We start from the raw sequence: 21,554 nt of genomic DNA on the forward strand, positions 1-21,554 counted from the left end.
CCTGATCGGCATCTGGACCGTCGCAGGGTGGATCTGACCCTCAGGACAGTCCCGGGTCATCGAGGGCGCGACAGCCTCGCTACGGCCTCTCCGCGAGCCATTTGGGCGTGGACAAAGGGTTGCCTTCGAACAGGTGTTCGATTTAGAATGAGGCATGGCTCGGGCCTCGGAAACCACCGCCATCGGCGGCACCCACGACACCGACCTCGGCACCGCCGGGGCGGTCCTTGACGCTGTCGGAGTCCTGCGGATCACCGCCGACCGCGCCGAAGCACTCCTCCTCGCCCGCGCCTGCGACTGGGCCGACCTCCACCCCGCCGACGACCCCGCAGACGCCGCATGGGAGGCCCGTCCCGCGTTCGACGACACCCGCGACCAGACCGTCGACGAGCCCAGCTACGACGTCCCGTCGGTGCGGTGGACCGCGATCCCCGAGTTCGCCGCCCGCCTCGGCATCCCCACCGGCTCCGGCCAGCAGCTGATCCTGGAGTCCCTCGAGACCCGCCACCGCCTCCCCCGCCTCTGGGCCCGCGTCCAGGCCGGGCAAGTCCAGGCCTGGCGCGCCCGCCGCATCGCCTCACGCACCCTGCACGAGCCCGCCGACGTCGCCGAGTCCGTCGACAAGGAGATCGCCTCCATCGCCCAACGCGTCGGACTGGTCACCATCGACCGACTCATCGACGAAGCCCTCCTCCGACTCCACCCCGAAGAGGCCGAGCTGCGCCGCGAGCAGGCCCGCGAACACCGCCGCGTCGAGCTGCACACCGACGGCACTGCCGACGGGATCGCGCACATCGACATCACCACCGACACCCTCGACGCCCTCGACTTCGACTCCGCGGTCGCCGCCATCGCCCACCGCCTCGGCGAGCAAGGCGACACCGACCCCCTCGACGTACGCCGCGCCAAGGCCGTCGGCATCCTCGCCGACCCCGAAGCCGCCCTCGCCATCCTCACCGACCAGCCCGCGCAGCCCCCGGCCGACGCAGGGCAGCCCGCGGAGCCCGAGCGGCCCGGCCGACCGGCACGCCCCCGCAAGCAGATCGTGCTCCACGTCCACCTCTCCGAGGCCGCGATCACCGGCACCGAACCCGTCGGACGCCTCGACACCACCCGGACCCCCGTCCTGCGCGAAACCATCCGCGCATGGGCCGGCCGCGACGACATCAATCTGACTGTCGTGCCCGTTATCGACCTCAACGACGACGTGCAGGTCGGGCAATACGAGATCCCCGACCGCATCAAACGCAGAGTCGAACTCACCCGACCCACCTGCGCCCACCCCTGGTGCAACCGCACAGCCGAACACTGCGACAAGGACCACGTCGTGCCCTACGACTCCGGCGGATCCACCTCCACCGACAACCTCGCCCCACTCTGCAGGCGACATCACCGCCTCAAGACCCTCACCGCATGGGACTACGAAATCCTCCCGCCCGCCACCTACCTGTGGACCTCACCCCACGGCCGCAAGTACCTCGTCGACAACACCGGCACCACCGACGTCACGCCCTGACGTGCCCAACGTGGGCGTGACGGGCGCGCCGCCACGTGCGGAGAAACGCCTGATGCACCAGCACACCGATCGCTGCGTTCACAACAGCCAGCGCGGCGCCGCCAACCAGGGTTTCCCCATCGGCGAAGGTGGCCGCATCGGACGCCACCAGCATGAGTGGCCAGATAGAGACCGCAACCGCGAGGGCGATCCACGGCCACTTGCCGAGGGCCAGGCCGAGCAGCAACATCGTCGGGATCATCGCGACCACCTCTCGGCGACAACGCTACGCCGGGTAGACGCTCCAGAGGACCCCCACGAGCACGCCGAGCAGCATGAACGGTCCGAAGGGGTACATGCGGTCGGTGGTCAGCCTCAGCAACCGCATGGGCACCCAGGCAACGACGCCGAGCACGAACCCGGCGTACGCCCCGGCCATCAGCGCGGGCATCCCCACGAACCCGAGGGCCAGGCCGATCAGGCCGGAGAGGCGTACGTCGCCGTAGCCCATGCCGGGCGTGAATCGCCACAGCAGCCAGTAGAGCCCGCCGAGGATCAGCCAGCCGATCGCGGCGGCGATGATCCGCTTCGGCTCCCAGGAGAGCAGCGCGGCGACGACGATGAGCGTGCCGACGATGAGGTATGACGGGCCGATGAGCGCCGTGGGCAGCAGACGCGTGCGCCAGTCGATATAGGCGAGCGCGACGCCGACCGGGCACAGGTACACGAGGAACAGCAGCGCCCAGTGCCAGCCGAGCGCTCCGCCGAGGACCGCGCCGGACAGGCCGCTGGCGAGTGCGCACTGCCAGGCCAGCCCGGGGCGGGCGGCCAGCTCGGCGTACGGGATCTTCTCCTCGGATCCGGAGGGCGGCTCGGGCAGGATCGCGATGACACGCGGGACGAACCATCCGGCGGTTGCGGCCACGAGCGCGCACACGAGCGCAGCGGTGACGTCGAACGTGCCCCAGGGCAGGCCGACGGTCATTGCGACCTCGCGGCGAGTTCCACCTCGCCGGCGGTGCGCATGGCCTCCAGTGGCGCAGGCTCCCCGGTGAAGAGTGCGAACTGCAGCGCGGCCTGGTGCACGAGCAGGTCGAGGCCGCCGACGAGGACGCGCTCCGACGCCAGCGCTGCGCGGGCCAGCGGGGTGGGCCACGGGTGGTAGAGCACTTCGAAGACGACGGGGACCTCGCTGCAGCGACCCACCAGGGCGTTGTCCTGGGCCGTGGCGGGGATCGTCGAGACGACGACCTCACCTTCGGCGAAGTCCTCAGTCAGCGAGCCGACGATCACCGACGGAGCCGACGCGTGCCGGCGGATCGCGTCGACCGTCTCGGCCGCGCGCTCCGGCGAGCGGACCAGGAGCCTGATCTCGGTCGCGCCCAGGTCGCAGAGCGCCAGCCCGGCCGACGTCGCCGTCGCGCCGCCGCCCAGGATCGTGGCGACGCGCACCGGCCCGGAGTAGTGCTCGCGGATCGCGGCCGCGGCCCCCGGGATGTCGGTGTTGTCCGCGGTCACGCCCTCGGTGTTGAGGAGCAGGGTGTTGGCCGCGCCCGCAAGACGGGCCCGGTCGGAGACGTTCTCGGCCAGCGCGATCGCCTCGCGCTTGAGCGGCATCGTCAGCGACAGGCCACGCCACTCGTCATCGAGTCCGGCGAGGAAGTCGGCAAGTGCCCCGACCTCGACCCGGCGGGCCTTGTAGGTCCAGTCGAGCCCGAGCGCGGCGTACCCCGCCCGGTGCAGCGTCGGCGACAGCGAGTGGGCGACCGGATCACCCAGCACCGCACACTTCATCAGCAGCGATCCGACTGCGTGCGGCAGTACTCGCGGTACTCCTCGACGTTCCGGTTGTGCTCGGCGTACGTCGAAGCGAACTTGGTCTCGCCGGTCTTCAGGTTGACCGTGACCCAGAAGTACCAATCGCCGGTGGCCGGGTGGGCCGCAGCCTCGAGGGCAGCGTCACCGGGTGCCTCGATCGGCCCCGGCGGCAGGCCGACGTGCGCGTAGGTGCTGTACGGGCTGGAGGCGGCGCGCGCCCGGTCGCCGTCGAGCACCGTGATCGTGCCCTTGCGGTTCAGCGCGTAGTTGACCGTCGCATCGATCTGCAGGAGGCCGTTGGTGCCGCCCTTGTCCCCCGGCCCCTCGAGGCGGTTGAGGATGGCCCGCGCGATCTTCGGCATGTCGTCGCCACGGCCCTCGGCCTCGACGAGCGAGGCGATCGTCATCAGCTGGTGCGGCGTGTAGCCGAGCTTCTTCGCGGACCCCTCGAGGTCCACGTCGGCGGCCGCCTGCTTCCAGCGGTCCACCATGGCCTTGAGCATGTCGACAGGCTTGGCGTCAGGACTGAAGGCGTACGTCGCGGGGAACAGGTAGCCCTCCGCCTTCCCGCCTGCGTACGCCGGGAGCCCGATGCTCGCCGGCCTGGCGAGCACCCGGTTGAACTCCCGCTTGGTGAACTCGGTGTTCTTCACCAGCAGGTCGACCACGTCAACGACGCGGAGCCCCTCCGGGACAGCGACCCGGTCGGTGCGGATGTTGCGCGGGTCGGTCAGTGCGGTGAACGCCTCGGCGGCGCTCATCTTCTTCTTCACCTCGTAGTAGCCGACCTGGATGGTGGCCGAGGCGACTTCGTGGGCACGCGCGTAGTCGATGTAGGCACCGGCGGATGCGACCACGCCGGCCTTCTTCAGGGTCTGACCGATCTGGTCGGCGGTGTCGCCGGCCTCGACCTGGACGAGCACCGGATCGGTGCCGGGGCCGGGGTAGTCGGCAGGGGCAGCGAACTGGTCACGAGCCCAGTCGACGCCCTTCGTCAGGCCGACCCAGGCAACGCCGCCCATGAGGAGGACGAGAACCAGCAGCAGGATGCATCCGGCACCCGCACGCTTGCGCGCCGGGGCCTCGCCGCGCCTGTGCCCGTGCTCGCTGAGGCCCAGGGCACCCGCAAGATCGGTCTCGGTGCTGTGCTCGTCAGGTCGCTGCTCGTCAGGTCGCTGCTCGTCGGTCACCCGTCGGTCCCCTCGGTCATCTCGGTCTTCTCGACTGCGCTGTCCAGGTCCACGAGCTCGCCGGGCGCGGTCCCGCGGGCACGCTCGGTCTCGAGCGCGTTCTGCAGGATCACGACCGCAGCGACCTGGTCCACCACGGCACGCCGCTTCTGGCCCTTCCGCCCCTGCGAGCGGAGCTGGGACTCGGCGGTCACCGTGCTCAGACGCTCATCACACAGCCTCACGGGCACCGGAGCAACGTGCCGCGCCAGCGCGATCGCGAACTCCCGCACCTTCACGGCGGCAGGCCCCTCGGCTCCGGAGAGCGAACGCGGCAGCCCCATGACGATCTCCACGGCGTTCTCCTCGGTGAGGATCGCTGCGATCCGGGCCAGGTCACCGTCGCCACGGGGCACGGTCTCGACGGGCGTCGCGATGATCCCCATCGGGTCGCAGCGTGCCACCCCGATCCGGGCATCCCCGGGATCGATGCCGAGCCGGACGCCGAAACGCATCAGCCGGCGACCGTGCGGGCGACCTCGGACTCGACCAGCGCAAGCGCCGCGTCGACCTGGGTGGCGTCGGTGCCGCCGCCCTGGGCCATGTCCGGCTTGCCGCCGCCCTTGCCCCCGACGAGCGGGCTGACCGCGCGGAGCAGGTCGTTGGCCGACAGCCCCTCGGCGCGCGCCGCCTCGCTGGTCGCGGCGACGACGGAGACCTTGCCGTCCGCAACGCCGATCCCGACCACGACCACCGCGTCGCCGGGAGCGAAACGGCCGCGGACGTCGGTCACGAGCGTGCGTACGTCGTTGCCGCCGGCGCCGTCGAGACGGTGCGCGATCACCTTGACGCCGTTGATGTCCTTCGCGCCCGCTGCGAGCGAGCCGGCAGAGGCGAGCAGCTGGGCCACGCGGACCTTCTCCAGCTCCTTCTCCACCGTGCGGAGGCGCTCGACCATGTCCTCGATGCGCCCGACCAGCTGGTCGGGCTGGACCTTCAGCATGGTGTTGAGCTGGGAGACGAGGTCGCGCTCGCGGGCCAGGTAGGCGAAGCCCTCGACACCGGTCAGTGCCTCGATGCGACGGTTGCCGGAGCCGACCGAGGCCTCGCCGGTGATCACGATGGTGCCGATCTGCGAGGAGTGGTCGACGTGCGTGCCACCACAGAGCTCACGCGACCAGGGGCCGCCGATCTCGACGACGCGGACCTTCGTGTCGTCGTACGTCTCACCGAAGAGCGCGATCGCGCCCCAGTCCTTGGCCTGCGACAGTGTCATGTAGTCCCACGCGACCGGGAGGTCGGCGCGGAGCGCGTTGTTGGAGACCTCTTCGAGCTCCTTGACCTGGCCCTGGGACAGGCCCTGGGTCCAGCCGAAGTCGAGGCGGAGATAGCCGGGACGGTTGTAGGAACCCGACTGCAGCGCGGTGGGGCCGAGCACCTCGCGCAGGGCGGCGTGGACGACGTGGGTGCCGGAGTGCGCCTGGCGGGCACCGACCCGCCATTCCTTGTCCACCTGGGCGTGGAGGCTCTGGCTACCAGCGCCAGGAGTGAACTCGCCATCGACGACCCGCACCTGGTGGACCACGAGGCCCTTGACCGGGCGCTGGACGTCGACGACCTCGAGCCGGCCGCCGTCGAACTCGATGATGCCGGCGTCCGCGGCCTGGCCACCGGACTCGGCGTAGAACGGTGTGCGGTCGAGCACGAGCTCGCCGATCTCGCCATGGGCGAGCGAGCTGACCGACTTGCCCTCGCGCAGCAGCGCAACGGACTTCGACTCGGTCTCGAGCTGTGAGTAGGCGAGCCACTCGGTCGGACCGGAGGCGTCGAGGATGCCGCGGTAGACCGTGAGGTCGGCGTGGCCGCCCTTCTTGGCGCGGGCGTCGGCCTTGGCCCGCTCGCGCTGCTCGGTCATCAGCGAGCGGAAGCCCTGCTCGTCGACGTCGAGCCCGGCCTCGGAGGCCATCTCCAGGGTCAGGTCGATCGGGAACCCGAAGGTGTCGTGCAGCGCGAACGCCTTGTCGGCCGCGAGCGTGGTGCCGCCGGCCTTCTTCACGTCGCCAGCAGCGAGGTCGAAGATCTGCGTGCCCGCGGCGAGCGTCTTGCGGAACGCCTCCTCCTCGGCATCGGCGACGCGCGAGATGCGGTCCCAGTCGAGGATCAGGTCGGTGTAGGTCTCGCCCATCTTGTCGCGGGAGACCGGCATCAGCTGCGGCAGCGCCGGGTCCTCGTAGCCGAGCAGGCGCACGTTGCGGATCGCGCGGCGCAGCAGGCGGCGCAGCACGTAGCCGCGGCCCTCGTTGCCGGGCGTCACGCCGTCGGCGATCAGCATCATCGAGGAGCGGATGTGATCCGCCACCACGCGGAAACGTACGTCGTCCTCGTAGGACTTGCCGTAGGTCTTGCCGGTCAGCGCCATGGCCTTCTCGATCACCGGGAAGACGACGTCGGTCTCGTACATGTTGGCCTTGCCCTGCAGCAGGTAGGCAACCCGCTCCAGGCCCATGCCGGTGTCGATGTTCTTCTTCGGCAGCTGGCCCGCGATGTCGAAGTCCGACTTGGAGCGGACCGCGGAGAGCTCGTCCTGCATGAAGACGAGGTTCCAGAACTCCAGGTAGCGGTCGCCCGCGTCCCAGTCACGGTCGGCGCCGAAGGCGGGGCCGCGGTCGATCAGGATCTCCGAGCACGGACCACCCGGGCCGGGCACGCCCATCGACCAGTAGTTCTCCTTCGGGGGCAGCCGCACGATGCGGTCGTCCGGGAGTCCGGTGATGCGCTTCCAGAGCGCGACCGCCTCCTCGTCGCCGTCGAGCACCGACGGGTAGAGGATCGACTCGTCGAGGCCGAAGCCACCGTCGGCCTGCGACTTGGTGACCAGCTCCCAGGCGAGCTCGATCGCGCCCTCCTTGAAGTAGTCACCGAAGGAGAAGTTGCCGCACATCTCGAAGAACGTGCCGTGGCGCGTGGTCTTGCCGACCTCTTCGATGTCGGGCGTGCGGATGCACTTCTGCACGCTCGTGGCGCGCGCGTAGGGCGGGGTCGCCTGGCCGAGGAAGTACGGCTTGAACGGCACCATGCCGGCGTTCACGAAGAGCAGGTTCGGGTCGTCGAGCAGCAGGGATGCCGACGGGACGACCGTGTGGCCGGCCGCTTCGAAGTGCGCAGTGAAGCGGCGGCGGATTTCGGCGGTCTCCATCAGGAAGTTCCTCTGCTGTCTGTGCTGGGTGAGTCGGTGCTGATTGCAAGGGGGTGATCGGCGCTTCGCGCGAGCTGTGGGGCGGGCTTCGCTGCGCTCGCCAGTTGGGGCAGCCCGAGCCGCTCGCGGAGCTCGAGCTCCTTCTCGGCCTTCGCCTGGGCGACCTCGTCCCGGAGCATCCGGGCTCCCAGTGCGAGCGATCCTGCCCGGTCGCGGAGCCCGTCAGGTGTCAGTGCCTGCTGTGCGCGGCGGGCCTTGACCATGCCGTAGACGCCGGCTCCGGCACCGGCGACGAACCAGAGTGCCCGGCTCATCGGGCCGCCCGCGCGCGAGCACGCATCTCGTCGCGGACCTGGCGGAACTCGTCCTTGCGGGAACGCTTCGCCCGCTTGACCTCACGCTTCATCTCGAAGCGGATCCGGTTGCGGGTCTCGGGCGCCAGGGCGCGGCGTACGCCGTGGGTGAGGGCAGCTGCCTTCACGAGCGACTCGCGCAGCACCAGGTCGGCGAAGAGCTTGCCGTCGATGCGCGTTGCTGTCGGCCCGACGTAGTCCTCGGGCTCGGGCTCTCCGAGGTGCGTGATCACGAACTCCTCGGGCTCCCTGCGGGCGCGATCCTGAGCCGCGGCATGGGCGGCGAGTGCATCCACCCGCGCCCGGAGCTCGGCGGCTTCGGAGCGGGTCCTCGCCAGCGCTTCGCGTGACCGCGCACGCTCCTTCAGCAGCAGCGCTGCCAGCACCCCGGCGAGCGTCACCAGGACGACCAGCACCAGAGCGAGAAGGAGGGTGGGATTCACGCCCCAGACCTTATCGCGCCCGCCACGCAGGAGACGCGGCAGTTCGGATGCGGCACGGGAGGTCAGCGACCGCGGATGATGCGGCGTACCCGCTCCCACCGCTGCTTCACTGCAGCCTCGGCTCCGAGCTCGGTCGGGCGGTAGTACTCGGCGTCGGCGAGCACGTCAGGCAGGTACTGCTGCTCGGCCACACCGAAGGGCGCGTCGTGCGAGTAGATGTACGGCGTCGCGGCGCCGCCCGCGTGACCCAGCTTCTCCGCGCCGGCGTAGTGGCCATCACGCAGGTGTGGCGGCACGGAGCCGATCTTCCCGGCGCGCACGTCGGCCTGTGCCTCGTTGATGGCGACGTAGGCGGCGTTGGACTTCGGCGCGACCGCGAGAGCGATCGTGGCCTGGGCCAGGTTGAGACGTGCCTCGGGCATGCCGATCAGCTGCACGGCCTGCGCCGCGGCAACCGCGGTGGTCAGCGCGGTCGGGTCAGCCAGGCCGATGTCCTCGCTGGCCGAGATCACCAGCCGGCGAGCGATGAAGCGTGGGTCCTCCCCCGCCTCGATCATGCGCGCGAGGTAGTGCACCGCAGCGTCTGCGTCGGAGCCGCGGATCGACTTGATGAAGGCCGAGATGACGTCGTAGTGCTGGTCACCCTGACGGTCGTAGCGGACCGCTGCCTGGTCGACGGCCGCCTCGGCCGACTCGAGGCTGATCGTCTTCGCTCCCCCGCTGCGGGCTGCTCCCGCGGCCGCCTCGAGGTAGGTGAGCGCACGGCGGGCATCGCCGCCAGCCAGCCGGACCAGGTGGTCGGCGGCGTCGTCGTCGAGGGTGAACTCCTTCGCCAGACCGCGCTCGTCGACGACCGCGTCGTCGAGCACGCGGCGTACGTCGTCGTCGGTGAGCGAGCTCAGCCGCAGCAGCAGCGAGCGCGAGAGCAGCGGCGAGATGACCGAGAAGAAGGGGTTCTCGGTGGTCGCGGCCACCAGGCTGACCCAGCGATTCTCGACTCCCGGGAGCAGCGCGTCCTGCTGCGCCTTGCTGAAGCGGTGCACCTCGTCGACGAAGAGCACCGTCTCCTTGCCACCCCCGGCGAGCTCGCGGCGGGCACCGTCGATCGCGGCACGCACCTCCTTCACACCCGCCGACACCGCCGAGATCTCGACGAAGCGGCGGTCGGTCTGCTGGGAGACAATCGAGGCGATCGTGGTCTTGCCCGTGCCCGGCGGCCCCCAGAGCAGCAGTGACAGCGACTGGTCGCCCTCGACCAGCTGCCTCAGCGGCGACCCGGGTGCGCGCAGCTGCGACTGGCCGACCAACTCATCGAGGGTGCGCGGACGCATCCGCACCGCGAGCGGCGCGGACGAATGGGTGTTGGCACCGAGCGAGCCCGCGCTGGGGGCAGGCCCGCCGCCCATGTCGAAGAGTCCGTCCACCGTGTCCACAAGGCCCACCCTAGGTGCCGTGACTCAGAGCCCCGGCACAAGGACCAGCAGCGTGATCAGACCTTCACGATCGTGCGCGAGCCGACATCGAACCAGGTGTCCGCGAAGCCCGGACCGGTCGGCATGTCCACCGGTGAGGCACCCGGGTCCGGGTTTCCGTGGTCGTCCACACCGAGCAGCCGCGCCGTGAGCGGCTCCACCGGGTGGGCGCCGATCGTGCCCGCGAAGTGACAGGCGACCTTGTGCCGCTTGCCGACCTGCAGCAGCGGCGGCTCCTGCCTGGCACAGATCTCCTGCGCCAGCGAGCAGCGCGTGCGGAACCGGCACCCCGACGGCGGATTGATGGGCGAGGGCACGTCGCCCGTGAGCCGGATGCGCTCGCGGCGGCCACCGATGGCTGCCTGCTTCACGTCGGGAACAGCCGACAGCAGTGCCTGCGTGTAGGGGTGGTGCGGTCGGGAGTAGAGCGTCTCGCGGTCTGCGATCTCCACGATCTTGCCCAGGTACATCACAGCGACCTCGGGGCAGAAGTGCCGCACGATCGCCAGGTCGTGGGCGATGAAGAGGAAGGCGATGCCGAACTCCTTCTGCACGTCCTGCAGGAGGTTGATCACCTGGGCCTGGATCGACACGTCGAGAGCAGAGACCGGCTCGTCAGCGACCAGCAGTTTCGGCTGCAGTGTCAGCGCCCGGGCGATGCCGATGCGCTGGCGCTGGCCACCGGAGAACTCGTGCGGATAGCGGTTGTAGTGCTCCGGGTTGAGGCCGACGATCTCGAGCAGCTCCTGCACCCGCGGGAGGATCTTGTCCTTGGGCAGAACCTTGTGGATCTCGAGCGGAGCACCAACGATCGAGCCGACCGTGTGTCGCGGGTTCAGCGACGTATAGGGGTCCTGGAAGATCATCTGGATGTCCTGCCGGATCGGCTTCAGCTGCCTCTCCGAGACGTGCGTGATGTCGCGACCCTCGAACCGGATCGAGCCGGCAGTCGGCTCGTAGAGCCGCGTGATCAGGCGGCCTGTCGTCGACTTGCCACACCCCGACTCGCCGACCAGGCCGAGCGATCCGCCCGCCTCGAGCTGAAGGGAGATGCCGTCCACGGCCTGCACATGGCCGACGGTGCGCTTGATGACTCCGGTCTCCTTGACCGGGAAGTACATCTGGAGGTCCTCGACCTCGAGGAGCGGCTGGTCGGTCACTTGTCCTCCACCAGGTCAGGGGCAATCTCGGGCAGGATCTCCGCCTCGTAGATCTCATCGGGGTTGGCGAGGTGGCAGCGCTTCAGGTGCTCCGGGTTTCGCGCGCTCGGCAGGAGCAACGGAACTTCAGTGCGGCACAGATTGCTACCCACCTTCTCCGTGAACGCACACCGCGGGTGGAAGGAACATCCGCTCGGGGGGTTCAGGAGACTCGGCGGTGATCCCGGAATGGGGATCAGCTTCGCTGAGGTGTCGGCGGTGACATCCGGGACACTGGAGAGCAGACCCCACGTGTAGGGCATCTCCGGGTGCGTCAGAAGCTCCTTGGTAGGCCCGTGCTCAACGCCCTTGCCGGCGTACATGACCAACACATCGTCAGCCATCTCTGCGACCACACCCAGGTCATGGGTGATCATGATGATGGCGGAGTCGAACTCGCGCTGGAGGTCCTGCAGCAGGTCGAGGATCTGAGCCTGCACCGTCACGTCGAGTGCTGTTGTCGGCTCGTCGGCGATCAGCAGTCCTGGGTCGTTCACCAGACCCATCGCGATCATCGCGCGCTGACGCATGCCTCCGGAGAACTGGTGCGGGTAGTCATCGACCCGGCGATCGGGCTGCGGGATGCCCACGCGACCGAGGATGTCGATCGTGCGCTGCCGCGCCACCTTCTTCGAGGCCTCGGGGTGGTGCACCCGATAGGCCTCCTGGATCTGGTTGCCGACCGTGTAGTAGGGGTGCATCGACGAGAGCGGATCCTGGAAGATCATGGCCACGTTGCGACCACGGTGGCGCCGCATGGTCTCTTCATCCAGGGAGAGCAGATCCGTGCCCTCAAGCAGGATCCGACCGCTGACCTGGGCAGACGTGCCCCGGTGCAGGCCCAGGATCGCCGAGCTCGAGACGGACTTGCCGGAGCCGGACTCTCCCACGATCCCGAGGGTCTGGCCGCGCTCGAGCGTGAACGTCACCCCGTCGACGGCCTTGACGACGCCGTCCGGAGTCGGGAAGTGAACCTTGAGGTCTTCAACTGCGAGGAACGGCACGGAGCCGGACCGGCTGATCTGGTCTGTCATGGTCTCCGCTCCCTTCACTTGAGCCGTACTCGAGGGTCGATCACGGCGTACAAGAGGTCGACGATGATGTTGGCGGCGATCACGAAGGTGGCCAGCACGAGCACGATGCCGACAGTGGTCGGGAGGTCCTGGCCGACGGCAGCACGAACGGCCAACTTGCCCAGGCCCGGGTAGTTGAACACTGACTCGGTGATGATGGCTCCACCGAGCAGCACTGCGAAGTCGATGCCGGCCATGGAGACGAGCGGCGTGAGGGCAGCGCGCAAGTTGTGCTTGAAGACGATCTTGCCCGGCGCCAGGCCCTTGGCCTTGGCCGTGCGCATGTAGTCCTCGGTCGTCGACTCGAGTACGTAGGCACGAGTCATGCGGACGTAGGCGGCCATGAAGAAGAGCGCAAGGGTGAGCGATGGGAGCCAGAGTCCCTGGAACCAGGACCAGAGCCCACCATCAAGGATCGAGATGTATTCCGGTGTAGGGACCAGGCCCCACTTGACCGAGACGAACTTGAGAAGCAGCAAGCCGATGAAGAAGGTCGGGAAGGCGTAGAAGAGCAGCGAGATGCCGACGATGGCGCGGTCCAGGAACGAGCCCTTGCGCAACGCCGCGAGAACGCCGAAGAGCACCCCTCCGGTCATCCAGAGGATGAAGGCAAGGATGGCAAGCGAGATCGAGATCGGCAGCGCGTCCTTGATCAGGTCGGTGACGGGCGCTACCTGCTGTTGGGAGTAGCCAAGGCAGGGAGCCGGGCAGTGTGCGACGAGGTCCGGGTTCTGGGCCGCGATCGCCGGGTCATCGGGGTAGTCGCGTCCGACGAAGACACCCTTGGCGAAGTCGAGCCACTGGGTCGTCACGGGCTCGTCGTAGCCAAGGGCCTTGCGGACCTGCTCCTGCAGTGCAGGAGAGCAGTTCTTGCCACAGGCCTGCCGTGCCGGGTCGATCGGGGACGCGAAGAACAGCAGGAACGTGACCATGCTCATCACCACCAGCATGGCAACGCCCACGAGCGTTCTCCGGACGACGTACGCGAACACGCTTGACCACCTTGCGGCCCGGTGGGGCCGATCGAGAAACGGACGGAGTTGCTTCCGGGATGGCCGGGCGGCCCGCTCACGCGGACCACCCGGCCGGTTGGGCCTAGGCCCGGTCGGTCACTTGGTGACGCCGACCGGTCCGAGGTCCGGGTAACCGTTGGATGCAGCGGTGTTCATGTAGCCGCTGACCTTCGACCCGTGGAGGAAGTTGAAGTTCATGATCTCCAGCGGGATGTAGGCAACGTCCTCACCGAGGAACGCGTCGAGCTCGGCGTACTTGGCGTTCGCCTCTTCGAGCGTGGCCGCACTCTGCGCCTCGTCGATCAGCTTGTTCGCCTCGTCGCTCTTGTAGTTGCCGTAGTCCTGGCCGTTGCTTGCGGAGGTCAGGTTGATGCGGCTGTCGAAGAGCGGCGGGATGACGGTGCCGATGGACGGCCAGTCGGCGCCCCAGCCGCCCCACGTGACGTCGAAGTCCGCGTCGGGCTTCTGGATGACGTCGTAGTAGGTGTCGGTCAGCGGGTCGAGCTGAACGTCGAAGCCAGCCTTCTTCCAACCGGCAGCCAGTGCGCTGGCCTGCTTGTCCGAGGTCGGCGTGCCACCCGAGTAGGTGAACTTGATCTTGACCGGCAGGGACACGCCGGCCTTCGTCAGGAGCGCCTTCGCCGCGTCAGCGTCACCGGCCTGCGGGACATCTGCGAACGCCGGGTTCTTCTCGTAGCCCGGGACAGCCGGGTTCACGATCGAGTACGCCGGAAGGAAGGCCTTGGGGCCACCACCCGCGTTGATCCACGCGGTCCGGTCGGTCGCCAGGTTGAGTGCCTGGCGGACGTCCTTGTTCTTGAAGACGGGCGAGTTGAAGTTCGGCAGCACGTAGTCGGTGTACGGCGACGCGACCTGCTTGTAGCGGTCACCGGCGTCAGCGAGCTGCGAGTAGTACGACGGCGGGACACGGCGGTCGGTCACCGCGAACTTGTCGTTGCCCGCGTCGGCGAACAGGCGGTCGTAGACAGCCTCGTCCTGGTTGCCCTCGGAGAACACGATCTTGTCCGGGAGCGCCTTGCGGATCTCGGTCGAGTCGGTCTTGGCGTCGTACTCCGTGTTGCGGATGAACGTACCGCCCTTGCCGCTCTTCCAGGCACCGTCGAGCTTGTAGGGGCCGCTGGCGAAGACCGTGAAGTTGGAGCCGTTGCCCTTGTCCTGGTCCTCACGGAACGGGTTCGCGAAGGCGAGCGACGCAACCGACAGCGGGAAGTCCGGCCACGGCTTGTTGAAGCGATACGTGATCGTCTGGCCTTCGCAGCTGACGGCCTTGTCGAAGTCCGCCTGGTTGTCGCCCTTGTAGGGGCCGTTGTAGAGCGGAAGACCGTCCTTGCCCTTGGGCACATCCAGGTAGTTCAGGATGTAGTTCGGGCCACCGGTGATGACGTCGGTCGCGAAGCCGCGCGACAGGCCGTACTTGAAGTCTTCACACGTGATTGCCTTGCCGTCCTGCCACTTCACGTCGTCCTTGACCGTGAAGGACCAGGTCTTGCCGCCATCGGTGGCGGTGCCGGTGTCCGTGGCGAGGTCGGCGACGGGCGTCGTCGCCTCCTTCTCGTCCTCGCTCGCCGGGAAGGAGACCAGCGAGCGGTAGATGAGGCGGTTCGCGTTGGTCAGGTCACGTCCGATGTACATGCGCTGCGGGTCCCAGTGCTCCACCAGTCGCGGACCGGTCACGTAGTACAGCGTGCCGCCCGTCTTGGCGTCGCCGTCGGATGGCGTGTCGCTCGCGCCACCGCAACTGGCGAGGGACACCGCTACAGCCGCTGCCGCGAGTGCGGCGAGAGGCTTTCGAGTGATGGCCATTTGATCTCCTTTTCAGGTGCTTCCGCAGCTCTGCGGAAGCCTCCGGCACCGGGACGGTGTCGGGGTCTATGGGGTCTAGCGCCCGGACTTGGGATCGAGTGCGTCCCGTAGTCCGTCGCCGAGGAGGTTGAAGCTGATGACGATGATCGCGATGAGGAAACCGGGGAAGAAGAAGAAGCTCGGGTCTGCGGTCGAGTAGGACACCGAGTCGGCCAGGATGTTGCCGAGCGTGGGGGTGGGCGGCTTGACGCCAACCCCGAGGAAGCTGAACGCCGCCTCGGCAGAGACATACGCCGGCAGGAGCAGCGTGAAGTAGACCAGGAGCGGAGCCCACAGATTGGGCAGGATCTCCTTGAAGTAGATGCGGAAGCGCGAGGCGCCGAAGAGGCGCGCCGCCTCGACGTACTCCCGCTCGCGAAGCGAGAGCACCTGTCCCCGAACCACACGGGCCACGGGCGGCCACCCGAAGGCTGACAGGATGCCGATGACGAAGACTGCACTCGCCAGGTCACGGTTGCCGATGTGGAGGTTCTCGGTGAGGAAGATCAGCGCGGCCCCGTAGAGCGCCAGCAGCATCAGCGTCTGGGGGAACGAGAGCGTCAGGTCAATGAGACGACCGATGATCGCGTCGACCCAACCTCCTGAGAATCCGGAGACGATGCCGAAGATCGCACCCAGGACCAACGTGAAGATCGTGCCGGTCAGCGCGATGCCCAGGGACCAGGTGATGCCAAGCATCAGCCGTGAGAGCAGGTCATTGCCTGTGCCCGGAACGACGCCCAGCGGATGGCTCCAGGAGGCGCCGCCCATGGCGCCCTCCGGAATGCCGCCAAGGGAGATGTTCAGCAGATCCTGGTGGAAGTCGTTCGGAGTCAGGACTCCGAACTTGTCGAGGATCGGCGCCAGAATCGCGGAGATGATGTAGAACGCACAGATGCCCAGCGCGACCATCGACAACTTGTCCTTGCGGAACCGGGCGATGGCCAGCTGCGTCGGTGAACGACCGGCGACCTTCGCACCCTCGGGCTCGACCTCACCAACGGGAGTCGCCTCGTGGGCCACCACCTCGGAAGCGGGCAGCGTCATTGTCACCTCGTCATTGATCCGTCTGGACGGACGAGGAGGTCGCGCACCGAAGCCCGAGATCTCCCGTCCCTGATCGGACTCTAAGGACCTGAAGGCGGCGTGGCGATCACCTAGGCGTAACGATCCGGACACGGCGTGTTGGCTGTGTCCGGATCGTTACCCAATGTGAGGTTTGTGCAGGTTTTCAGCCCTCGTTGGCCACTTCAGCCTCAGGCGCAGCGGGCTTTGCGTCGACGCCGGCCTCCTTGCGCTGCTGCGCGGTGATGGGCGCGGGCGCTGCGGTGAGTGGGTCGAAGCCACCACCGGACTTCGGGAACGCGATCACGTCGCGGATCGAGTCGACGCCCGCGAGCATCGCCACGATCCGGTCCATGCCGACCGCGATGCCGCCGTGCGGCGGGGCGCCGAACTTGAAGGCGTCGAGGAGGAAGCCGAACTTCTCCTGCGCCTCCTCGTCGCTGATGCCCATGACGTTGAAGACGCGCTTCTGGACGGCTTCCTGGTGGATACGGATCGACCCGCCGCCGAGCTCGCTGCCGTTGCAGACGATGTCGTAGGCGTAGGCCAGCGCGCTGCCCGGGTCGGTGTCGAAGGTGTCCGCGAACTCCGGCTTCGGGCCGGTGAAGGCGTGGTGCACCGCGGTCCAGGCGCCAGCGCCCACAGCGACATCACCCGAGGCGACGGCGTCGGAGGCGGGCTCGAACATCGGGGCGTCGACGACCCACGTGAACGCGAATGCCTTCTCGTCGATCAGCCCGCCGCGCTTGCCGATCTCCAGGCGGGCAGCACCCAGCAGTGCGCGCGAGGACTTGGTGGCGCCGGCGGCGAAGAAGATGCAGTCACCGGGGTTGGCGCCGGCGTGCGCGGCCAGGCCCGCGACCTCGGTCTCGGTGAGGTTCTTGGCGACGGGACCGGTCAGCGTGCCGTCCTCCTGGACCAGCACGTAGGCCAGTCCGCGGGCACCGCGCTGCTTGGCCCACTCCTGCCAGGCGTCGAGCTGCTTGCGCGGCTGGCTGGCGCCACCCGGCATGACCACGGCACCGACGTACTCGGCCTGGAAGACGCGGAACGTCGTGTCCTTGAAGAAGTCGGTGAACTCGACCAGCTCCAGGCCCATGCGCAGGTCCGGCTTGTCGGAGCCGAAGCGACGCATCGCGTCGGCGTACGTCATGCGGGCGATCGGGCGCGGGATCTCGACGTCGATCAGCTTCCACATCGCGGCGAGGACGCCTTCCATGAGGGCGATGACGTCCTCCTGGTCCACGAAGCTCATCTCGATGTCGAGCTGGGTGAACTCCGGCTGCCGGTCGGCGCGGAAGTCCTCGTCGCGGTAGCAGCGCGCGATCTGGTAGTAGCGCTCCATGCCGGCGACCATCAGCAGCTGCTTGAAGAGCTGCGGGGACTGCGGCAGGGCGTACCAGGAACCCGGGTGCAGACGAGCCGGTACGACGAAGTCGCGGGCGCCTTCCGGGGTGGACCGGGTCAGCGTCGGGGTCTCGATCTCGACGAATCCCTGTCCAGCAAGGACATCGCGGGCAGCCTTGTTGACGTCGCTGCGCAGACGGAGCGCGCGGGCAGGGCCGCTGCGGCGCAGGTCGAGGTAGCGGTGCTTGAGGCGCGCCTCCTCCCCCACCTCCATGTTGTCGTCGATCGGGAACGGCAGCGGAGCGGAGGCGTTGAGCACCTCGAGGTCGGTGACGACGACCTCGATGTCGCCGGTCGCCAGGTTCGGGTTGGTGGCGCCGTCCTTGCGCGCGACCACCTCACCGGTGACCTTGATGCAGTACTCGTTGCGCAGGCTGTGGGCAAGCTCCTCGTCACGGACAACGACCTGCACCACGCCACTGGCCTCGCGGAGGTCGAGGAACGCCACGCCACCGTGATCGCGGCGACGACCGACCCAGCCGGCAAGGGTGACAGTCTGGCCGACGTTTTCGGCGCGCAGGGCGCCCGCGTCGTGGGTGCGGATCAAGAGTGCTGCTCCTTCATAACAACCTGCGGGCGCAGGTCGGCGGCGGGTGGGGTCCAGGTCGCGGGGTCGATGCTGACCTGCTCCCCCGAACGGATGTCCTTGGCTTCGTGGGTCGTCGTGCCATCCTCGGCCACGCGGGCGAAGAGCACGAACGGGATTCCCCGGCGCTCGGCGTAGCGGATCTGCTTGCCGAACTTGTCGGGCTTCGCGGCGACCTCGGTGGGTACGCCGTTGGCGCGGAGCTGCTGCGCGATCGCGTCGGCAGCGGGACGGGACTCCTCATCAGTGAGCGCAACCAGCACGGCGCTCGGTACGACGCGGCTGCCGGTGAGCACGCCCTTCTGCACGAGCGGGACGAGCAAGCGGCTGACACCGAGCGAGATGCCGACGCCGGGGTAGGTGCTCTTGCCGTCGGACGCGAGCGCGTCGTAGCGGCCGCCCGAGCAGATCGAGCCGAGCGACTCGAAGCCGGTCAGGCGGGTCTCGAACACCGTGCCGGTGTAGTAGTCGAGGCCACGGGCGATCTTGAGGTCGGCGACGACCTTGACCGTGTCGGACGTGAACGGCTTGCAGCCCTCGATCACGGCGGCGAGCTCGGTCAGGCCCTCCTCGAGCAGCTGGTCGCTCACTCCGAGAGCGCGGACGTCGTCGACGAAGCTCGCGTCCTCACTGGCGATCGTGGCGAGCTGCAGGCAGAGGTCGGCCTGCTTCTCGTCCAGACCCGCGTCGCTGATCAGGAGCTCGCGGACCTTGTCGACGGGCAGCTTGTCGAGCTTGTCGATGAGCTGCATGACCTTGTCGATGTCGCTCGCGCCCAGGCCGGTGTAGAAGCCCTGGATCAGCTTGCGGTTGTTGACCTGCAGCGTGAAGCCGGGCAGGAAGTCAAGCCCGGACAGGGCCTCGACCATGACCCGAGCCACCTCGACGTCGTGGTGGAACGGCAGTACGTCGCGGCCGACGATGTCGATGTCGGCCTGCGTGAACTCACGGAAGCGGCCTTCCTGCGGCCGCTCGCCGCGCCATACCTTCTGGATCTGGTAGCGGCGGAAGGGGAACTCGAGCTTGCCGGCGTTCTCCAGGACGTAGCGCGCGAAGGGCACGGTGAGGTCGAAGTGCAGGCCCATGCCCTTGTCGAGCGCCTTCTCCAGGCCCTGGTCGTTCGGCCCCTCCTGCAGGCGCTTGAGGACGTAGACCTCCTTGGAGGTCTCGCCCTTGCGCAGCAGCTGGTCCATCGGCTCGACGGCACGCGTCTCGATGTTGCCGAAGCCGTGCAGCTCGAAGGTGCGGGCCAGGGTCGCAAGCACCTGCTGCTCGACCACGCGGTCGGCAGGCAGGAACTCAGGGAATCCGCTCAGCGGAGTCGGCTTGGCCATGTTCAGAGTCCTCGGGTGACGCGGTCAGTCTCGCCGGAGCGGGCCAGGTCGAGCAGGTAAGGGTTGGTGACGCGCTCGCGGCCGATCGAGGTCTGCTCCCCGTGCCCGGGAAGTACGACGATGTCGTCCGCGAGCGGGAGGACCTTGTTGCGCAGGCTGTCGAGCATCCGCGCGTGGTCGCCACCGGGGAGATCGGTGCGGCCGATCGAGCCGGCAAAGAGCAGGTCGCCGGAGAACATGACCTCGCTGATGTCCTGCAACCCGTAAGGGGTGCGGAAGGCAACCGATCCCTCGGTGTGGCCGGGTGCGTGGTCGACGACGATCTCCAACCCGGCGATCTCGAGGGTGCCACCGTCGGTCAGGTCGCGGACGTCATCGGGCTCGGTGAACTCCAGTCCGGTGCCCAGCAGCATCGCTGCGGTGTCACGCGAGATGCCGGCCGCCGGGTTGGTCAGCAGGTGGCGGTCCTTGGGGTGGATCCACGCCGTCGCGTCGTACGTGCCGGCGACCGGGGCAACCGACCAGGTGTGGTCGACGTGTCCGTGCGTCAGCAGGACCGCGACGGGCTTGAGGTTGTGTTCGCGGACCATCTCGTCGATGCCTGCGGCGGCGTCCTTGCCGGGGTCGATGACGATGCACTCGGCACCGGGCTGCGTCGCGACGACGTAGCAATTGGTGCCCCAGGGACCGGCGGGGAATCCGGCGATGAACACAGTGACCTCGGATCGGTTGAGCGGAAAAGGACCAGAAAGAGCGCGGGTAGACCGGTAGAGCCTACCGAGGGTGGGCGGACCTTTGACTACGATGGCTGACCATGAGCGCGCAGCAGGACTCGACCCCCTCAAACGACTGGGGCCGCGTCGCCGAGGACCGCACCGTTTTCGTCCGTACCGCCGATGGTGAACGCGCCGTCGGGCAGTACCCCGAAGGCTCGCCCGAGGAGGCCCTGAAGTTCTTCACGGACCGCTTCGATGCACTCGCCTTCGAGGTGGACCTGCTCGAGCAGCGGATCAAGTCCGGTGCCCTCGGCCCGGACGAGGCCGCCGGTTCGGTGAAGAAGGTCAAGGACCAGGTCGTCGATGCCCACGCGGTCGGCGACCTCGACTCGCTCGTCGTGCGTCTCGACGCGCTCGGCACCGTGATCGCGGAGGCTCGCGAGGTCCGCAAGGCCGAGCGTGCCGCGAAGACCGCCGAGTCCCGCGCCCGCAAGGAGCAGATCGTGGCCGAGGCGGAGAAGCTCGCCGAGTCGAGCGACTGGCGCAACGGCGCCAACCGCCTGCGTGACCTGCTCGAGGAGTGGAAGGGGCTCCCCCGCCTTGACCGCGCCAGCGACGACACCCTGTGGCGCCGGTTCTCGACCGCCCGCACGGCCTACACCCGTCACCGCAAGTCGCACTTCGCCGAGCAGAACGAGAAGCGTGACGCCGCGCGCGTCATCAAGGAGAAGCTCGCGACCCAGGCCGAGGCGCTCGCTGGCTCGACCGAGTGGGGCCCGACCGCGGGCCAGTTCCGCGACCTGATGCAGCAGTGGAAGAACGCCGGTCCCGCGCCGCGCGACGTCGACGACGCGCTCTGGAAGCGCTTCCGTGGCGCACAGGACACCTTCTTCGCCGCCCGCGATGCCGAGAACGCAGCGCTCGACGAGGAGTTCGCCGCCAACGCTGTGGTCAAGGAGGCGCTGCTGGTCGAGGCCGAGGCGCTGCTGCCGATCACGGACCTGGACGCGGCCAAGAAGACCTTCCGCGACATCGCCGAGCGCTGGGAAGCGGCCGGCAAGGTCCCGCGCGACAAGATCAAGGACCTCGAGGGCCGACTGCGCAAGGTCGAGACCGCGCTGCGTGGTGTCGAGGACGAGCAGTGGAAGAAGACCGACCCGGAGAAGTCCGCGCGCGCTGACGGCATGGTCGCCCAGCTCGAGAAGGCGATCGCCGACCTGCAGGCCGACCTCGCCAAGGCCCGCGCTGCCGGGAACGACAAGAAGGTCCGCGACCTCGAGGAGAACATCGCCGGCCGCACCCAGTTCCTGGAGATGGCCAAGAAGGTCAGCTCGGAGTTCTCGGGCTGAGCC

At 68.4% G+C, this 21,554-nt stretch carries 19 protein-coding genes; 2 read left to right on the forward strand and 17 right to left on the reverse strand.

Features of this window, described 5'->3' with window-relative positions; genetic code table 11:
- The first annotated feature begins 154 nt into the window (after positions 1–154).
- The gene (locus D4739_RS14855; protein WP_120061336.1) at positions 155–1,516 is read left to right on the forward strand and encodes an HNH endonuclease signature motif containing protein; all 1,362 of its coding nucleotides are present in this window, start codon (positions 155–157) and stop codon (positions 1,514–1,516) included.
- On the opposite strand, the gene D4739_RS14860 is transcribed toward D4739_RS14855, so the two are convergent.
- The 17 genes from D4739_RS14860 to D4739_RS14940 all read right to left on the reverse strand — a co-directional run bounded on the left by D4739_RS14860 (position 1,506) and on the right by D4739_RS14940 (position 20,199).
- Positions 1,506–1,757 (reverse strand): hypothetical protein, encoded by a 252-nt coding sequence (locus D4739_RS14860; protein ID WP_120061936.1) that lies wholly within the window; start codon positions 1,755–1,757, stop codon positions 1,506–1,508. The genes D4739_RS14855 and D4739_RS14860 overlap by 11 nt on opposite strands.
- Positions 1,758–1,781: 24 nt before the next feature.
- Entirely contained in the window at positions 1,782–2,480 is a 699-nt protein-coding gene (locus D4739_RS14865; RefSeq protein ID WP_120061337.1) for a prepilin peptidase, read from the reverse strand.
- Positions 2,477–3,289 (reverse strand): shikimate dehydrogenase, encoded by an 813-nt coding sequence (locus tag D4739_RS14870; protein WP_120061338.1) that lies wholly within the window; start codon positions 3,287–3,289, stop codon positions 2,477–2,479. The genes D4739_RS14865 and D4739_RS14870 overlap by 4 nt, the downstream gene beginning before the upstream one ends.
- The gene (mltG, locus tag D4739_RS14875; RefSeq protein ID WP_120061339.1) at positions 3,289–4,503 is read right to left on the reverse strand and encodes an endolytic transglycosylase MltG; all 1,215 of its coding nucleotides are present in this window, start codon (positions 4,501–4,503) and stop codon (positions 3,289–3,291) included. The genes D4739_RS14870 and mltG overlap by 1 nt, the downstream gene beginning before the upstream one ends.
- Entirely contained in the window at positions 4,500–4,997 is a 498-nt protein-coding gene (gene ruvX, locus D4739_RS14880; RefSeq protein WP_120061340.1) for a Holliday junction resolvase RuvX, read from the reverse strand. The genes mltG and ruvX overlap by 4 nt, the downstream gene beginning before the upstream one ends.
- Positions 4,997–7,678, reverse strand: a complete 2,682-nt coding sequence (gene alaS / locus D4739_RS14885) for an alanine--tRNA ligase (protein WP_120061341.1) — start codon at positions 7,676–7,678, stop codon at positions 4,997–4,999. Before alaS ends, ruvX begins: the two co-directional genes overlap by 1 nt.
- The gene (locus D4739_RS14890) at positions 7,678–7,992 is read right to left on the reverse strand and encodes a DUF6167 family protein (RefSeq protein ID WP_120061342.1); all 315 of its coding nucleotides are present in this window, start codon (positions 7,990–7,992) and stop codon (positions 7,678–7,680) included. Before D4739_RS14890 ends, alaS begins: the two co-directional genes overlap by 1 nt.
- On the reverse strand, positions 7,989–8,474 hold the full coding sequence (locus D4739_RS14895; protein ID WP_120061343.1) for a hypothetical protein: 486 nt from the start codon (positions 8,472–8,474) through the stop codon (positions 7,989–7,991). The genes D4739_RS14890 and D4739_RS14895 overlap by 4 nt, the downstream gene beginning before the upstream one ends.
- A 62-nt stretch (positions 8,475–8,536) precedes the next feature.
- Positions 8,537–9,880, reverse strand: coding sequence for a replication-associated recombination protein A (locus tag D4739_RS14900; RefSeq protein WP_120061937.1), 1,344 nt, complete (start codon positions 9,878–9,880; stop codon positions 8,537–8,539).
- An 83-nt stretch (positions 9,881–9,963) separates the two neighbouring features.
- A complete protein-coding gene (locus D4739_RS14905; protein WP_476638910.1) occupies positions 9,964–11,106 on the reverse strand; it encodes an ABC transporter ATP-binding protein in 1,143 nt (380 codons plus the stop codon).
- Positions 11,103–12,179, reverse strand: coding sequence for an ABC transporter ATP-binding protein (locus tag D4739_RS14910; RefSeq protein WP_120061939.1), 1,077 nt, complete (start codon positions 12,177–12,179; stop codon positions 11,103–11,105). The genes D4739_RS14905 and D4739_RS14910 overlap by 4 nt, the downstream gene beginning before the upstream one ends.
- A gap of 14 nt (positions 12,180–12,193) precedes the next feature.
- Positions 12,194–13,210, reverse strand: coding sequence for an ABC transporter permease (locus D4739_RS14915; protein ID WP_120061344.1), 1,017 nt, complete (start codon positions 13,208–13,210; stop codon positions 12,194–12,196).
- A 117-nt stretch (positions 13,211–13,327) separates the two neighbouring features.
- On the reverse strand, positions 13,328–15,055 hold the full coding sequence (locus D4739_RS14920) for an ABC transporter substrate-binding protein (protein ID WP_120061345.1): 1,728 nt from the start codon (positions 15,053–15,055) through the stop codon (positions 13,328–13,330).
- A 75-nt stretch (positions 15,056–15,130) separates the two neighbouring features.
- The gene (locus D4739_RS14925; protein WP_120061346.1) at positions 15,131–16,141 is read right to left on the reverse strand and encodes an ABC transporter permease; all 1,011 of its coding nucleotides are present in this window, start codon (positions 16,139–16,141) and stop codon (positions 15,131–15,133) included.
- Between the two features lie 184 nt (positions 16,142–16,325).
- Positions 16,326–18,113, reverse strand: coding sequence for an aspartate--tRNA ligase (aspS, locus tag D4739_RS14930; protein ID WP_120061347.1), 1,788 nt, complete (start codon positions 18,111–18,113; stop codon positions 16,326–16,328).
- Entirely contained in the window at positions 18,110–19,486 is a 1,377-nt protein-coding gene (gene hisS, locus D4739_RS14935) for a histidine--tRNA ligase (protein ID WP_120061348.1), read from the reverse strand. The genes aspS and hisS overlap by 4 nt, the downstream gene beginning before the upstream one ends.
- A 2-nt stretch (positions 19,487–19,488) precedes the next feature.
- A complete protein-coding gene (locus D4739_RS14940; RefSeq protein ID WP_120061349.1) occupies positions 19,489–20,199 on the reverse strand; it encodes an MBL fold metallo-hydrolase in 711 nt (236 codons plus the stop codon).
- Between the two features lie 101 nt (positions 20,200–20,300).
- On the opposite strand from D4739_RS14940, the gene D4739_RS14945 reads away from it, so the two are divergent.
- Positions 20,301–21,551, forward strand: a complete 1,251-nt coding sequence (locus tag D4739_RS14945) for a DUF349 domain-containing protein (RefSeq protein ID WP_120061350.1) — start codon at positions 20,301–20,303, stop codon at positions 21,549–21,551.
- Positions 21,552–21,554 lie beyond the last annotated feature (3 nt).

The organism is Nocardioides cavernaquae, from assembly GCF_003600895.1.
Classification (GTDB): Bacteria; Actinomycetota; Actinomycetes; order Propionibacteriales; family Nocardioidaceae; genus Nocardioides; species Nocardioides cavernaquae.

What these genes read in the sequence shown, in the direction of transcription:
- D4739_RS14855 (WP_120061336.1), top strand. Translation starts at nt 155, where the DNA reads ATGGCTCGGGCCTCGGAAACCACCGCCATCGGCGGCACCCACGACACC.
- D4739_RS14860 (WP_120061936.1), bottom strand. Translation starts at nt 1,757, where the DNA reads ATGATCCCGACGATGTTGCTGCTCGGCCTGGCCCTCGGCAAGTGGCCG.
- D4739_RS14865 (WP_120061337.1), bottom strand. Translation starts at nt 2,480, where the DNA reads ATGACCGTCGGCCTGCCCTGGGGCACGTTCGACGTCACCGCTGCGCTC.
- D4739_RS14870 (WP_120061338.1), bottom strand. Translation starts at nt 3,289, where the DNA reads ATGAAGTGTGCGGTGCTGGGTGATCCGGTCGCCCACTCGCTGTCGCCG.
- ruvX (WP_120061340.1), bottom strand. Translation starts at nt 4,997, where the DNA reads ATGCGTTTCGGCGTCCGGCTCGGCATCGATCCCGGGGATGCCCGGATC.
- alaS (WP_120061341.1), bottom strand. Translation starts at nt 7,678, where the DNA reads ATGGAGACCGCCGAAATCCGCCGCCGCTTCACTGCGCACTTCGAAGCG.
- D4739_RS14890 (WP_120061342.1), bottom strand. Translation starts at nt 7,992, where the DNA reads ATGAGCCGGGCACTCTGGTTCGTCGCCGGTGCCGGAGCCGGCGTCTAC.
- D4739_RS14900 (WP_120061937.1), bottom strand. Translation starts at nt 9,880, where the DNA reads ATGGGCGGCGGGCCTGCCCCCAGCGCGGGCTCGCTCGGTGCCAACACC.
- D4739_RS14910 (WP_120061939.1), bottom strand. Translation starts at nt 12,179, where the DNA reads ATGACAGACCAGATCAGCCGGTCCGGCTCCGTGCCGTTCCTCGCAGTT.
- D4739_RS14920 (WP_120061345.1), bottom strand. Translation starts at nt 15,055, where the DNA reads ATGGCCATCACTCGAAAGCCTCTCGCCGCACTCGCGGCAGCGGCTGTA.
- D4739_RS14925 (WP_120061346.1), bottom strand. Translation starts at nt 16,141, where the DNA reads ATGACGCTGCCCGCTTCCGAGGTGGTGGCCCACGAGGCGACTCCCGTT.
- hisS (WP_120061348.1), bottom strand. Translation starts at nt 19,486, where the DNA reads ATGGCCAAGCCGACTCCGCTGAGCGGATTCCCTGAGTTCCTGCCTGCC.
- D4739_RS14945 (WP_120061350.1), top strand. Translation starts at nt 20,301, where the DNA reads ATGAGCGCGCAGCAGGACTCGACCCCCTCAAACGACTGGGGCCGCGTC.